General features: G+C 70.5%; 9 protein-coding genes. 4 read left to right on the top strand and 5 right to left on the bottom strand.

All coding sequences use genetic code 11. The features are described 5' to 3' along the window. A partial coding sequence (locus tag AOK03_RS40635; protein WP_157868886.1) for an ATP-binding protein occupies nt 1-243 on the bottom strand: 243 nt, incomplete at its 3' end. A gap of 531 nt (nt 244-774) precedes the next feature. Here AOK03_RS40635 and AOK03_RS08500 point away from each other — a divergent pair. The 3 genes from AOK03_RS08500 (at nt 775) to AOK03_RS08510 (ending at nt 7,215) form a co-directional block, all read left to right on the top strand. After that, nucleotides 775-2,379, top strand: coding sequence for a S8 family peptidase (locus AOK03_RS08500; RefSeq protein WP_055564558.1), 1,605 nt, complete (start codon nt 775-777; stop codon nt 2,377-2,379). A 305-nt stretch (nt 2,380-2,684) separates the two neighbouring features. After that, nucleotides 2,685-6,635 carry a DUF6531 domain-containing protein gene (locus AOK03_RS08505; RefSeq protein ID WP_055564559.1) on the top strand — a complete coding sequence of 1,317 codons (3,951 nt, stop codon included), beginning with the start codon at nt 2,685-2,687 and terminating at the stop codon, nt 6,633-6,635. Nucleotides 6,636-6,651: 16 nt separating this feature from the next. After that, complete coding sequence (locus AOK03_RS08510; RefSeq protein ID WP_055564577.1) at nt 6,652-7,215, top strand: hypothetical protein; 564 nt, start codon at nt 6,652-6,654, stop codon at nt 7,213-7,215. A gap of 182 nt (nt 7,216-7,397) precedes the next feature. Here AOK03_RS08510 and AOK03_RS08515 read toward each other — a convergent pair whose 3' ends face one another. From AOK03_RS08515 to AOK03_RS08530, 4 genes are all read right to left on the bottom strand, one after another. Further along, entirely contained in the window at nt 7,398-8,105 is a 708-nt protein-coding gene (locus AOK03_RS08515) for a response regulator (RefSeq protein WP_055564560.1), read from the bottom strand. Then, on the bottom strand, nt 8,102-9,325 hold the full coding sequence (locus tag AOK03_RS08520) for a sensor histidine kinase (protein ID WP_055564561.1): 1,224 nt from the start codon (nt 9,323-9,325) through the stop codon (nt 8,102-8,104). Before AOK03_RS08520 ends, AOK03_RS08515 begins: the two co-directional genes overlap by 4 nt. A 117-nt stretch (nt 9,326-9,442) precedes the next feature. Next, nucleotides 9,443-11,656 (bottom strand): MMPL family transporter, encoded by a 2,214-nt coding sequence (locus tag AOK03_RS08525; RefSeq protein ID WP_055564562.1) that lies wholly within the window; start codon nt 11,654-11,656, stop codon nt 9,443-9,445. Nucleotides 11,657-11,923: 267 nt separating this feature from the next. Then, on the bottom strand, nt 11,924-13,171 hold the full coding sequence (locus tag AOK03_RS08530) for an FAD-dependent monooxygenase (RefSeq protein WP_055564578.1): 1,248 nt from the start codon (nt 13,169-13,171) through the stop codon (nt 11,924-11,926). A gap of 79 nt (nt 13,172-13,250) precedes the next feature. Here AOK03_RS08530 and AOK03_RS08535 point away from each other — a divergent pair, with 79 nt between their 5' ends. Continuing rightward, the gene (locus AOK03_RS08535) at nt 13,251-13,844 is read left to right on the top strand and encodes a TetR/AcrR family transcriptional regulator C-terminal domain-containing protein (RefSeq protein ID WP_055564579.1); all 594 of its coding nucleotides are present in this window, start codon (nt 13,251-13,253) and stop codon (nt 13,842-13,844) included. Nucleotides 13,845-13,896: the final 52 nt, after the last annotated feature.

Here is a 13,896-nt window from a genome sequence, read left to right on the forward strand (position 1 = left end):
GTCCTGGCCGACGGCGCGGCCGCCCCACCCCGCCCCCCTCGGCTCTGGGCACGTCCCGCGCAACTGTGTCCACCCGGCGAACTCCGTCTCACCGAGGACCTCGTCCACCAGACGGGACACGCCCGTCCCGGACTCTCCCCGCACCACCGCGAAGACCGGACCCGCGCGCAGCGCGTCCCGCAGACGCCGGGTCTCCTCGTCCCGGCCGACGGAACCGCCGCCCTCGGCGGCAGCTGCGTCCACGACCCCACCGGAGTCGAAAGAACGGTCCGGATCGAAAGAGCGGTGCGGATCGAGAGAACGGTCCGTGTCGATGGAACGGTCCGTATCGAAGGAACGTCGGGTCACGGCTCCGCCTCTCGCCTGCCGTCACCCCGGGCAATCCGCCCTCGGAAAGGAGGACGCTCTCATCGGTGAACGGTGTTCGTTGAACCGTGGTCTACCCGCCGTCGGCACGACGTCGCAATAGGGGCCCACCACCTACGGAATGCCGACACCCGCCGTCAGGGGGCTCTGCGGACCGTGCGCCGCCCCGAACGACGAGAGGTCCGGACCGCGACCCCGACCCGCCTCCCACTCTTTGGGTAGCGCTACGGATTGCTGTGCCGCTTCCGCGTGACCGAAGCTCTGCCCCGTCCGACGACGCCACCGCGTACGTCTCGGCCCCAGCCCATTCATCCCCGCGTCCCGACCCCACGTACGGCCCTGTCATGTCCATGGCGCAACGCACCTCTACATGGTGCAGAGCCCCCACCCCGTACCCGAGGAGAACCCATGAAGATCGACGCTCGCGTCGTCCGGCGCGTACTCGCCGTCGGCGCAAGTACAGCCCTGCTCGCGGGAGTTGCCGCGACCTCCGGTGCCGCCGCCGCTCCCGTGCCGCCGGGCGGCGGTGAAGGCCGCATCGTCGGGGTGGACCGTCCCGGCGCCGTCGACGGCTCGTACATCGTCACCTTCAAGAACTCGGTCGCCCGCGCTGACGTCCCCGCCTCCGCGAAGGCCCTGGCCAAGGAGCACGCGGGGAGGCTGCGCTACACGTACACCGCCGCCCTGCGCGGCTTCGCCGTGCGGATGACGGAAGGCGAGGCCAAGGAACTGGCCGCCGACCCGACGGTGGCCCGCGTGGAGGCCGACGCCGTCGCCTACGCGGTCGACACGCAGACCAACCCGCCCTCCTGGGGCCTGGACCGCGTCGACCAGCGCGACCTGCCGGTCGACAACAGCTACACCTACGACACGACCGCCTCGGGCGTGAACGCGTACATCGTCGACACCGGCATCCGCATGAGCCACCGCGACTTCGGGGGCCGCGCGGTGAGCGGCTACGACTTCATCGACGACGACTCCGACGCCTCCGACTGCCAGGGGCACGGCACGCACGTCGCTGGGACCGTCGGCGGCGGCGCGTACGGCGTCGCCAAGGGCGCCAAGCTGATCGGCGTGCGCGTGCTGAACTGCCAGGGCACCTCGGGCGACACCTGGGCCCCGGTCCTCGCCGGTATCGACTGGGTCACCAAGAACGCGGTCAAGCCGGCCGTGGCCAACATGAGCATCGGCGGCGGCAAGACCCAGTCCGTCAATGACGCGGTGGCCACCTCCATATCCTCCGGCGTGACCTGGGTCGTGGCGGCCGGGAACAACAACGCCGACTCGTGTTCGTACTCCCCGTCCTCCACCCCGTCGGCCATCACAGTGGGCGCCACCAACAGCCGCGACGCCCGCGCCACCGGCTGGTCCAACGGACAGGGCTCCAACTACGGCTCCTGCCTGGACATCTTCGCCCCGGGCGACAGCATCGTCTCCTCGTCCAACGCCGGTGACAGCGCCTCGCAGACGATGAGCGGCACCTCCATGGCCTCCCCGCACGTCGCGGGTGCCGCCGCCCTGCTGCTCGCCGCCCACCCGACGTGGACCCCGGCCCAGATCCGCGACCAGCTGGTCGCCGACGCCACCTCCGGCAAGGTGACCGACCCGCGCACCGGATCCCCGAACAAGCTCCTGCACACGGGCGGCGACGACAGCACCCCGCCCACCGGCAAGAAGTTCGAGAACACCGACGACTACCCGATCCGCGACAACGCCACCGTCGAATCGCCGCTCCCCGTCACCGGCGTCACCGGCAGGGCCCCCGCCGACCTGTCCGTGACCGTGGACATCCGGCACACCTACCGCGGCGACCTGAAGGTCGAACTCGTCGCGCCCGACGGAACCGTCTACCTGCTGAAGAACTACGACAGCAACGACAGCGCCGACGACGTCCGTGCCACCTACCGCGTGGACGCCTCGAGCGAGACCGCCGACGGCACGTGGAAGCTGCGCGTGACCGACAACTGGGCCAACGACACCGGGACGATCGGGTCCTGGGCCCTGCAGTTCTGACCGTTCCGACCGCGCTCAGAAGGGGAGCCTTCTGACCCGCCACAGCCCGTGGGGCGCCGACCGTGCACGCGCCGGTCGGCGCCCCGACGGTAGTTCAGGGCGAGACGTACGCGACAGGAGACGGTGCACTGAGCGGTACTGGGGGCATCGAAAGAAGCACTCACCCCCACCTCCCACGGCCTTGTCGTCGCCTTTAGTCAGATGAGGGGCGAATAGCCACATAAGGGGCTACGACGTCCGGATACGGAATCCGCGCCTCCGCCGTCGTCAGCAACCTCGCCGCAGGCGCCCGCTTCGCGAAGGTCATGGACCTCATCGGCCGCATCGAACACGCCGGCACCGCGATGGCCCGCACCATCCGCGCGGTCCTCGAGGTCATCCGAGGCCTGCGCCGGGCACTGAAGGCCCTGAAGGAGATCAAGACGATCGCGCGGGTCGGAAAGATGGCGGGCGAGGGCGCGAAGTTCGCGGCGCTCGACACTCTGTTGAAGGATCCGTCCACCTTCAAGGACCCCGGGAAACTGGCGGAGACCCTCGCGCTGGGCGCGGCACTCGGCGTCGGCCTGGGCAGCCTCGGCACGCTGCTCGGCAAGGGTCTCGGCAAGCTCAAGCCCAAGGACCTGTCGAAGCTGCGCGGCGCCATGAAGCTCAACTGCGCCTCCTTCGAACGGCTTTCCCTCCGACCCGGCTTCGACAAGCTGCCCGGCTCGGTGCGCAACGCGCTCAAGAAGTTCGTCCGCGACCCGATCGACGTGGCGACCGGCGACATGGCGCTGACCCGCACCGACGTCCGGCTGCCCGGTGTCCTCCCCCTCATCCTGGAGCGCACCCACGTCTCCTCCTACCGCTACGGCGGCTGGTTCGGCCCGTCCTGGGCCTCCACCCTGGACCAGCGGGTCCAGGCCGACGAGGACGGTTTCGTCTACGCCGCCGCCGACGGCGCCCGGCTCTGCTTCCCCATGCCCGACGCGGAGACCGGCGAGGCGGTCCGCCCCGAGACGCCCGGCTCACGCCTGACCCTGTCCTGGGCCGACGAATTCGACGGCGCGATATGCGTCACCGACCCCGACAGCGGCCTCGTCCAGGTCTTCCACAGCCCGGTCCCTGCCGCCGCGGGCGAAGCGGTCGACGTCCCGCTCCAGTACGTCCAGGACCGCAACGGCAACCGGATCACCATCGAGTACGACGAGGGCGACATTCCCGCGGCGGTTTCCCACTCCGGCGGCTACCGCGTCGCCCTCGACCGCGATGAGACCGACTCCCGCATCACGGCCCTGCGCCTCCTCGACCCCGCGGAGCCGTCCGCCCCCGGCACGACCATCCTCACCTTCGGCTACGACGAGTCCGGCCACCTCGCCGAGGAGACCAACTCCTCGGGCCTCTCGATGCGTTACACCTACGACCCCGAGGGCCGCATCACCTCCTGGACCGACCGCAACGACACGACGTACTGGTACGAGTACGACACCCACGGCCGAGTGACCGCCACCGGCGGCACGGGCGACGCCCTCGCCTCCACGCTCACCTACGAGACCGCGACACGCACCACACGCGTGACGGACTCGCTGGGTCACGTCCGCGTCTACGAACACAACGACGCGTTCCGCCTGATCCGGGAGACGGATCCGTTGGGGCACGTCAGCCACCGGGAGTGGGACGAGGACCACCAGATCCGCTCGGTGACCGATGGCCTCGGCCACGTCACCCGCTACCGCTACGACCGGGACGGCCGGATCATCGGCGTCACGCGCCCGGACGGCAACGAGCTCACCTCCGAGTACGACGAACTGGGCCTGCCCACCGCCATCACCGGGCCGGATGGAGAGATCTGGAGTCAGGAGTACGACGAGCGCGGGAACCGTGTCGCCGTGACCGATCCGGCCGGGGCCACCACCCGATTCACGTACACGTCAGCGGGCTTCCCGGACACCGTGATCGACGCGCTCGGCAACGTCACACGCATCCGCTGCGACGCCGCGGGCCTTCCGCTCGTCATCACCGACCCGCTCGGTGCGCGCACGCGGTACGTCCGTGACCCCTTCGGGCTCCCCGTGACCGTCACGGACCCTCTGGGGCACACGACCCGCCTGGAGTGGACCGTCGAGGGGAAGCCGACACGGCGGACCGCGCCGGACGGCACCGAGGAGACGTGGACGTACGACAGCGAGGGCAACTGCCTCACGCACAGAGACGCCCAGGGTGCCGTCACCAGCTACGAATACACGCACTTCGATCTGATCTCGGCCCGCACGGACCCGGACGGCGTCCGGCACGCGTTCCGCTACGACACGGAACTGCGCCTGACCGAAGTCGTCGACCCGCGGAACCTGACGTGGAAGTACCACCACGACGCGGCGGGACGCCTGGCCGCCGAGACGGACTTCGACGGCCGCACCCTCTCCTACACCCTGGACGCGGCCGGTCGCCTCACCGCCCGCACCGACGCGCTCGGCCGGACCGTCCGCTTCGAGCGTGACGCCGCAGGCCAGACCGTCCGGAAGACGACCGACGACGGAGTCACCACTTTCACCTACACCGCGACCGGGCGACTGGTCACGGCCGAGGGCCCTGGGACGTCGCTCCGCCTCCAGCACGACGCGCTGGGCCGCGTCCTCTCCGAGACGGTCGACGGCCGCACCACCCGCTACCAGTACGACGTGCTCGGACAGCGCACGCACCGCACCACCCCGTCCGGCGCCCACAGCACGTGGAGCCATGATGCGGCGGGGTACACCGCGCAGTTGGACAGCGGCGGTCACACCCTCACCTTCACGCGCGATGCGGCGGGACAGGAACTGACCCGTTCCATCGACGCCTTCGCGACCCTGCACCACACCTTCGACCAACTCGGCCGCCTCACCTCGCAGTCCGTTCTCGACGGCAGCGGGCGCAGCGTCCAGCGACGCGACTTCACGTATCGGCCGGACGGCCACCTGACCGCTCTCGACGATCAGCTGAGCGGCGCCGGGCTCTTCACGCTCGACCGGGCGGGCCGTGTCACGGCCGTCGACGCCCAGGGCTGGAGCGAGCGCTACGCCTACGACACGGCGGGCAACCAGACCGAGGCCTCATGGCCCTCCACCCACTTCGGCCAGGAGGCAACCGGGGCGCGCGTCTACACCGGTACGCGCCTCACCCGCGCCGGACGTGTCCGCTACGAACACGACGCCCTGGGCCGCATCACGCTGCGGCAGCGCACCAGGCTGTCCCACAAGCCGGACACCTGGCACTACACGTGGGACGCCGAGGACCGTCTCTCCTGTGTCGTCACACCGGACGGGCAGCGGTGGCGCTATCGCTACGACGCCCTGGGGCGCCGCATCGCCAAGCAGCGGATGGGCCCGGACGGTACGACCCCCGTCGAGGAGACCCGTTTCACCTGGGACGGCTCGACTCTCTGCGAACAGACCACCGTCGCAGGTGACGGGTGCCTCCCTGTCACCCTGACCTGGGACCACGACGGGCTGCGGCCGCTCACCCAGTCCGAGCGCAGGGCGGCGGCCGACGCACCCCAGGACGACGTCGACGCACGGTTCTTCGCCATCGTCACCGACCTGGTCGGCGCCCCGGCGGAGCTCGTCGACGCAACGGGTTCGGTCGCCTGGCGTGCCCGCTCCACGCTGTGGGGCAGCACCGCCTGGACGGCCGATGCCTCGGCATACACGCCGCTGCGGTTCCCCGGCCAGTACTTCGACCCGGAGACCGGCCTCCACTACAACAACCAGCGGCACTACGACCCCGAGACGGCCCGCTATGTGAGCCCGGACCCCCTGGGACTCGCCGCCGCCCCCAATCCATCGGCCTACGTCCACAATCCGCATCGCTGGGCCGACCCGCTGGGGCTCGCCCCGGAGTGCACGGTCGACGGCTACCGCAAGCAGACCGATCACCCGCTGAGCAGGCGCATCCACATCGGTGAGGACGGAAAGGTGACCATCACGGGCAAGGGATCGCTCTACGTGAACCTGAGCGGGGACATCCGGCACACCGTCGAATTCCGCGGCGAAGGCGGCCAGATCGTGCAGTTCAAGATCTCGGAGGAATTCCGCGACAAAATCAGGAAGCTGGCAGTTCCACAGAAACAGCCGGAGGGCCTCGGCTTCACGGATGCGGAATGGAAACAGCTCAAGAAGTTCTACCCCGAGATCTCGGACCCGACCAAGGGGCCGGATCTCTACGGCATCCCCAGCGGCATGCTCGACGAGTTCAGGAGAGAAGTCGCCAAGTACCCTGGACGGGTTGTTCAGGAAGGCTGACGAGGAGACCGGCGACATGATGCATGAGATCGAGGACATCGAGCAGGAGAGGCTCCGCGTCGCCCGGCGTCCCTCCGTCCAGGACGCACCGCCCGTGCTGTGCTGGTTCGACGTCGCTCCCACGGTGCCCTTCGACGCGTACGCGGACCGCCTGCGGTCCGTGCTCGACGCGGCACTGGGGCTGGCCCTCACCGAGGAGTTCGACGACACGCTGCCCGAGGACTCCGTCCCCGAATGGTTCGCCGCCGTGTGCGAACCCCGTTCCGCGGATGCGCCGGATTTCGCGCGGAGGGGCAGGGAACTGTACGCCTCCGCAATTCAGGGAGGGCCCTGGAGGCTTCAGGGATGGCTTTACGAATTCGACCCCGAGTCGGAGACGCGGGGCTGGGCATGGTGGGACCTGACGCACTCGTCGGACGGCACCGCCCGGATCTGGGTCGACACCTGGGGCGAGTCCTTCTTCGCCTGCGACGAACTGCGCTGGCTCGCCTACGTCGCGGGCTCCGCCGAAGTGAGCGGCCCGCATCTCGCCAAGGCCGAGAGGTGGCACGAGGCGCTCCTCGGCGACGGCCGCTCCTGAGCGCAGGGCCCACGGGGCGGCGGGGTCTTGCAGTGTGGCCCGACGGCCCTCTGCAGGGCTTGGTCCTGACGGAGTCCGCCCCGACGGATCCCCGCCGCGATCCTCGCCCGCCCCGGGCTTCAGCTCGATCCCGGCAAGGAGGATCGTGTCCGGCTGCACGACATCCCGCGCATGTGCGTGCTTCAGGAACCGCGTTCGACGACAGGACGAGCGGGGGGCGGCTGTGGCATGCGGGCGAAGCCGGTTCGGTACGCGAGGGCGACGAGCTGGGCGCGGTGGTGGGCGCCGAGTTTGTGCATGATGCGTTGGACGAAGGTGCGCACGGTGAACAGGCTGACGTGCAGGCGCTCGGCGATCTCGTCGTTGGTGAGCCCCTCTGCCGCGCAGAGCAGGACCTCCTGTTCGCGGGGGGTGAGGTTGTCCATGTCTCGCGGGGTGGCGTGGGGGCGTTCAGGGCCGGAGGCGGCGAGGTAGCGGGTGACCACGGTGTGGGTGGCCAGCGGGGAGAGCACCATGTCGCCGGCCGCCACGGTACGGATGGCGGCGAGGAACTCGGCGGGGCCGACTCCTTTGCCGAGGAAGCCGCTGACGCCCGCGCGCAGGGCGCGGGTGATGTAGTCGTCGGTCTCGAAGGTGGTCAGGATCAGGACGCGGGTGCCGGACAGGCGGGGGTCGGCGGTGATGTGCGCGGCGGCGGACAGCCCGTCCTGGTGGGGCATGCGGATGTCCATGACCACGACGTCCGGTGCGGTGGTGCGGGTCAGCCGTAGGGCCTGGTTGCCGTCGGCCGCGGTGGCGACGACTTCGAGGTCGTCGGTGGCGTCGATGAGGACCTGGAAGGTTGCGGCGAGGAGTGCCTGGTCGTCGGCCAGCAGCACGCGGATGGTCACGGGGTGTCCTTGTCGTGGGCGGACGGGTGGCCTGGCGGCGCGAGGGTGGGCAGCTCGGCCCTCACCTCGAAACCGGTGTTGTCGCGGGGGCGGGCGTGCAGGTGTCCGCCGAGGGCATGGGCCCGTTCACGCATGCCGATCAGGCCGTATCCGGCGGTGCCGCGGACCTGTACGGGCGGGCCGTCGTCGGTGACCGTCAGGACCAGCTGGCTGTCGGTGTAGTGCACGTGTACGGCGGCCGTGGTGGTCAGGGCGTGTTTGGAGACGTTGGTGAGCGCTTCTTGCGTGATGCGGTAGGCGGTGAGGTCGGCGCCGGGTGACAGCGGCTGCGTGGCGCCGTCCTGGGTGAGGGTGACGGTGAGGCCGATCTGGTCGAACGAGGCGATCAGATCCGGCAGTCGCGCCATTCCGGGGGCGGGTTCGCTCGACGGGCCGGAGGGTTCGTCGCGTTCGCGCAGCAGGCCCACGGTCGATCTCAGTTCGCCCAGTGCCGTGTTGAGGGTGCCGGTGAGGTTGTGCATGACCTGCTGCGCCGAGGCGGGCCGACTGGCCAGCAGGTAGTCGGCGGTGGCGGCTTGGGCGTGGGCGAGCGTGATGTGGTGGGCCACGACGTCGTGCAGTTCGCGGGCGATGCGCATCCGTTCGGCGCCCACGCGTCGGCGGGCTTCCTCCTCGCGGGTACGTATGGCCATCTCCGCGCGTGCCTCCACCGCGGTGACGTAGTCGCGGCGGCTGCGCAGGGAGTCGGCCACGGCCGGGGCGACGAGGGTGAAGGCGGCCAGTCCCACCTGTTCGGGCCGCAACTGGGGGCCGTGCGGCGGCCACAGGGCGGAGGCGGCGAGCAGGGTCAGGGCACAGATGGCGGTGTAGCGGGCTGCGGTGCGGCTGTCGGTGTGCCAGGCCAGTGAGGCGAGTGCAGCCATGACGGGGCCGGTGAGGGTCGAGCCGAACTCGTATCCGTAGGCGGGCCCCATGGCCCCGAGGACGGCGGTGCACGCGGTGGTGGTGATCACGGTCAGGCGCGGGCGCCTGCGGCGGGCCAGCAGCGCGGCACAGGCCAGGGTGGCGACGGCGACGGCGGTCGGCGGCGGCCAGCGCACGATGCGGGGCGGCTGCGCCATGGTGGTGGAGAGAACCGCGAGCGCGCACAGGACGGCAGCCACCATGGTGTCGAAGCCGCGGGGGCGGCGGTGGGCCCACGACCGGATGTCGGCGAGCACGCGCCCTCCTTGACGGGTGTGCTTGACGGTTGTCATCTGCAACGGGGCGTGCGTGCCCCTGAGCGTTCGGGGAGCCCTGGGGGCCCGCCGCTCGGCGGGCCCCCAGGGCCGGGTGGGTCACGCGTGCACCGACTCCTCCTGTGACGAGGCGGTGCCCGGAGCGGAGTGCTCGCTGGCCAGGGTGCCGGTGAGCTTCTCGCCTTCGACGTCCAGGTCGGGCAGCAGCCGGTCCAGCCACCTCGGCAGGCGCCACGCCGCGTGCCCCAGAAGCGCGAGTGCGGCCGGGACGATGGTCATGCGGACGATGAACGCGTCGAAGAAGACGGCAGCCGCCAGTCCCAGACCGAGCATCTTGATCATGGAGTCGGACATCCCGACGAATCCGGCGAAGACGGCGATCATGATGACGGCGGCGGCCACGACGACGCGGGCGCTGTGCCGGAAGCCGGTGGCGATGGCCTGCGCGGGCGATTCGCCGTGGACGTGGGCTTCACGGATGCGGGTCACGAGGAAGATCTCGTAGTCCATGGCCAGGCCGAAGACGACGCCGATCAGGAAGATGGGCATCATGCTCATCACCGGCCCGGTCTGGGCGACGCCGAGCAGGTCGGCGAACCAGCCCCACTGGAAGACCGCGACGATCACGCCGAAGGAAGCGGCGACCGAGAGCAGGAAGCCGAGGGCCGCCTTGAGCGGGACGAGGACCGAGCGGAACACGATCATCAGGAGCAGGATCGCGAGTCCCACCACGACCGCGAGGTAGGGGATGAGGGCGGCGGTGACCTTGTTGGAGACGTCGATGTTCATCGCCGTCTGGCCGGTCACGTACAGGGAGGCGCCGGAGTCGGTTCTCGGGCCGGTGGCCTCGGAGCGGATCGTCTTGACGAGGTTCTTGGTGGCGCCGGCGCTGGGGCCGGTGCTGGGCACCGCGGTGATGACCGCCGTGTCGCCGCCCTTGTTGAAGGTGGCCGGTGAGACGTCCACGATTCCGTCGGTGCCGTTCAGGGCCGTGCGGGCCTGCGCGGCGGCGGCCTTCGCGTCGTCGGCGCCCTTGGCGTCGACGACGATGGTCAGGGGTCCGTTGAAGCCGGGCCCGAAGCCGTCGGCGAGCGCGTCGTAGGCGCGGCGCTGGGTGGTCGAGGTGGGCTGCGCCTCGTCGCCGGGCAGACTGAGCCGGAGATCCAGCGCCGGGACGGCGACGATGCCCAGGCCCGCCACGCTCAGCAGGAGCGTCGCCAGGGGCCGGCGGACGACGAGGCGGGCCCACCGGCTTCCCGCGGGCTCCTTCCCGGGCGCCGTCGGCGCGGGTGCGGTGGTGGTGCCGCGCTGGGCGCGGGGCAGCACGGCCTGGGGGAAGAACCCGAGCAGGGCGGGCAGCAGCGTCAGGGCGACGAGCACAGCGATGACGACGGTTCCGGCTGCGGCCAGCCCCATGTCGGTCAGCATCGGCACTCCGGCCAAGGACAGCCCGGCCAGCGCGACGACGACGGTGGCGCCGGCGAAGACGACGGCGGATCCGGCGGTGCCCACCGCCCGGCCCGCGGCCTCCTGCGGCGGGTGTCCATCGGCCCGTTCCGCGCGGTAGCGGGAGACGATGAACAAGGCGTAGTCGATGCCCACGGCCAGGCCCAGCATCAGGGCCAGGGTGATCGTCGTGGTGGACATGCCCGCCGCGACGATGGCACAGACTCCTGCGCCAAGCCCGATCAGCGCGGTGACAAGGGGAAGTCCCGCGGCGACCAGTGCGCGGAAGGTGATGAACAGTACGAGCGCGGCGACGGCGATGCCGATCAGCTCTGTGATGCCGCCGAGTTCGGGGCCGCCGTCGACGGCGGAGCCTCCGACTTCCACCGTCAGGCCCGCCGCGCGGCCGTCCTGGACGGCATCCATGAGTGCCGCGGACGTGGCCTCGCTCAGGTCGTCGCTGGAGACGGTGTAGGTGACGGTCGCGAACGCGGTGGTGGTGTCCTTGCTGACGGATTGCGCAGCGAAGGGGTCCGAGGTGTCCTTCACCTGGGAGCCGCGCCCGATGGTGTCCACGACTCGTTCGACAACCGCCCGGTTCTCACGGGCGGTCACTTTCTGCCCGTCGGGCGCGGCGAAGACGATACGTGCGTCCGCGCCCTCCGCGTTGTCCCCGGGGAAGCGCTCGTCGAGGAGGTCGAACGCCTTCTGCGACTCGGTGCCCGGAATGGAGAACCCGTCCTCCTCGGCGGCCGGGGCGCTGAGAGCGGCGAAGGAGCAGGCCGCCAGGATCGCCACCCACAGGAGCGCGAAGTAGCGGCGCTGCCGGAAGGACATCCGGCCGAGCCGATAGAGCAGAGAAGCCATGACGAGGCACTCCAGTCGTAGAGGAGGAAAGAAGGGGAGTGCCGTGGCCGTGCCGCGCCCGTCGTCGGCGCTGCGGGTCCACGGACTCGGCTTCATCGTCGGCAACATCGGCGGCCACGTCGTCCCGCTCCTGCAGACACCCGCCCGTACTGCAGGAGCAGTACGTGCGTGGCACGGCGTCTGCCCCGAGAGGCAGGGCGTCCGATTGCTCCTGCCCGCCGACCGGCCCGCATTTTCGCGCCCCCGAGCGCGCCGCGGGGGACTGGCTCAGGCCGCGTGGACGTCGGCGTAGGCAGGCAGTTTCCAGTCGCCGCCGCGGTCCTCCTTGGAGAACCGCGCGACCAGGTCGGGAACGCGGAAGAAGCAGGCCAGTGCGGTGGCGTTCTGGAAGGCGCTGATGGCCCGCTTGCTCATGGGCATGCCCAGGCGCAGGATGCGAGGGTTGGCCTCGGCCTGGATCTTGTCGACGAAGGGACGCAGGACGCGGTCGTAGTTCGCCAGGGCGGTGGGCAGGTCGTCGGCGTGCCCATTGATCTCCCCGGCCAGGACGTGGGCGCCGACCAGGCCGCCGGAAATGCCCATGCCGCTGTAGGGGGACGCGCAGTGTGCGGCGTCGCCGGCCAGGACCACGCGGCCCATGGACCAGCGGTCGGTGCGCACTTGGGCGATCTCCTGGGAGTAGAAGAACGGGCTGTCCTTCATGCCCTGGATGAAGCGTTCGGTCTGCCAGCCCGCGTCGTGGAAACGGTCGGCCCAGAACTTCTGCTGCTGCTCGACGGGTGCGCGGTGGATCGCGGAGGCTTCCGCCGACTCCTCGCGCATCACGAAGTACACCTGGGTCTCGGTCGCGTTGTGGCTGCGCCGCATGATCTGGCGGCCGCCCGGGACCATGTAGGTGTCGCGGATGTTGGTGTCGGAGGCGATGCGCGGGACGAACCAGTAGGCCATGTGCATGCCGACGCGCCAGTACGGGTCGAAGCCGTCGGGCAGGAGCGCCCGCCGGATGCGTGAGCCCTGTCCGTCGGCGCCGATCAGCAGGTCGTACGCGCCGGAGGTGCCGTCGGAGAAGTGGGCGGTGACGCGGTGCTCGTCCTGGTCGAAGCCGTCGACGCTCTTGCCGAAGACGTACTCGGCGTCGTCCTTGGTTGCGTCGTTGAGGATGCGGACCAGGTCGCCGCGCATGATCTCGTACTCCGAGGTGAGGGTCTGCCGTCCCCTGCCGGAGGTGTTGGCCATGATCGTCGCCTTCGGCTTCCCGTGGGAGTCGACGAAGGCCACGCCCGCCTCGTCCACGAGCCGACCGCGCACGGCCTCCAGCAGTTCCATGCGCTGGACCGCCTCGATGCCCTGCCCGCGCAGGTCGACCTGGGCGCCCGAGGCGCGCAGCGCCGGGAAGCGCTCGACCACCGTCACCCGGTGACCACCGCGGGTGAGCCAGAAGGCCAGCGCCTGCCCGGCGACACCGCCGCCGGCGACGAGAACCCGCAGAGAACGCCTCGTGATCTTGTCCGTCATGACGCCCACTCCAGAATCTATCGGTGATTGATTCCTTTCGAGAGTCACCTATCGCCGATAGAATGTCAACGTGACCAAGATGAACCGCGCGACCGTCGTCAAAGAGGCACTGGATCTGCTGGACGAGGTGGGCCTGGAAACCGTGAGCACCCGGCGGCTGGCCAAACGGCTCGGCGTCGAGCAGCCGTCGCTCTACTACCACTTCCGGACCAAGAAGGACCTCCTGGCGGCCATGGCGGAGGCGGCCATGGCCCCGCACGCCACCGCGCCGCTCCCGTCGCCCGGGGACGACTGGCGCGCGTGGTTCCTGGAGAACTCGCGCAGCTTCCGGCGCACGCTGCTGATGCGCCGTGACGGCGCACGCCTGCACGCGGGCAGCACCCCGACCGGCGACCTCGACCGGATCCGCCGCAAGATGGCCTTCCTCGTCGCCTCCGGTGTGCCCGAGAAGGACGCCCAGATGGCGATGCTGGCCGCCGGACGCTACACCGTCGGCTGCGTGCTGGAGGAACAGGCGGACGCGGGCTCACCGGGCGACGAAGACCTGCCGGCCGACGTTCCGGTCATCGACGACGAGGCGGCATTCGAGGCGGGTCTCGCCCTCATCCTCGGCGGCCTCGAACAGCGCACCGCGGCCCCCGGCACGGCCTGCGCCGCACCGCCCCCGTCCTGACCCGACGCGGACGGGTACGGGCCAGGCACCCGTCGATCCAGAGCGCCCGCCG

The sequence above is a fragment of the Streptomyces atriruber genome, from assembly GCF_001418325.1.
Lineage (GTDB): Bacteria > Actinomycetota > Actinomycetes > Streptomycetales > Streptomycetaceae > Streptomyces > Streptomyces atriruber.

Coding starts and splice junctions, on each gene's coding strand:
- AOK03_RS08500 (WP_055564558.1), top strand. CDS start 775: ATGAAGATCGACGCTCGCGTCGTCCGGCGCGTACTCGCCGTCGGCGCA.
- AOK03_RS08505 (WP_055564559.1), top strand. CDS start 2,685: ATGGACCTCATCGGCCGCATCGAACACGCCGGCACCGCGATGGCCCGC.
- AOK03_RS08510 (WP_055564577.1), top strand. CDS start 6,652: ATGATGCATGAGATCGAGGACATCGAGCAGGAGAGGCTCCGCGTCGCC.
- AOK03_RS08525 (WP_055564562.1), bottom strand. CDS start 11,656: ATGGCTTCTCTGCTCTATCGGCTCGGCCGGATGTCCTTCCGGCAGCGC.
- AOK03_RS08530 (WP_055564578.1), bottom strand. CDS start 13,171: ATGACGGACAAGATCACGAGGCGTTCTCTGCGGGTTCTCGTCGCCGGC.
- AOK03_RS08535 (WP_055564579.1), top strand. CDS start 13,251: ATGAACCGCGCGACCGTCGTCAAAGAGGCACTGGATCTGCTGGACGAG.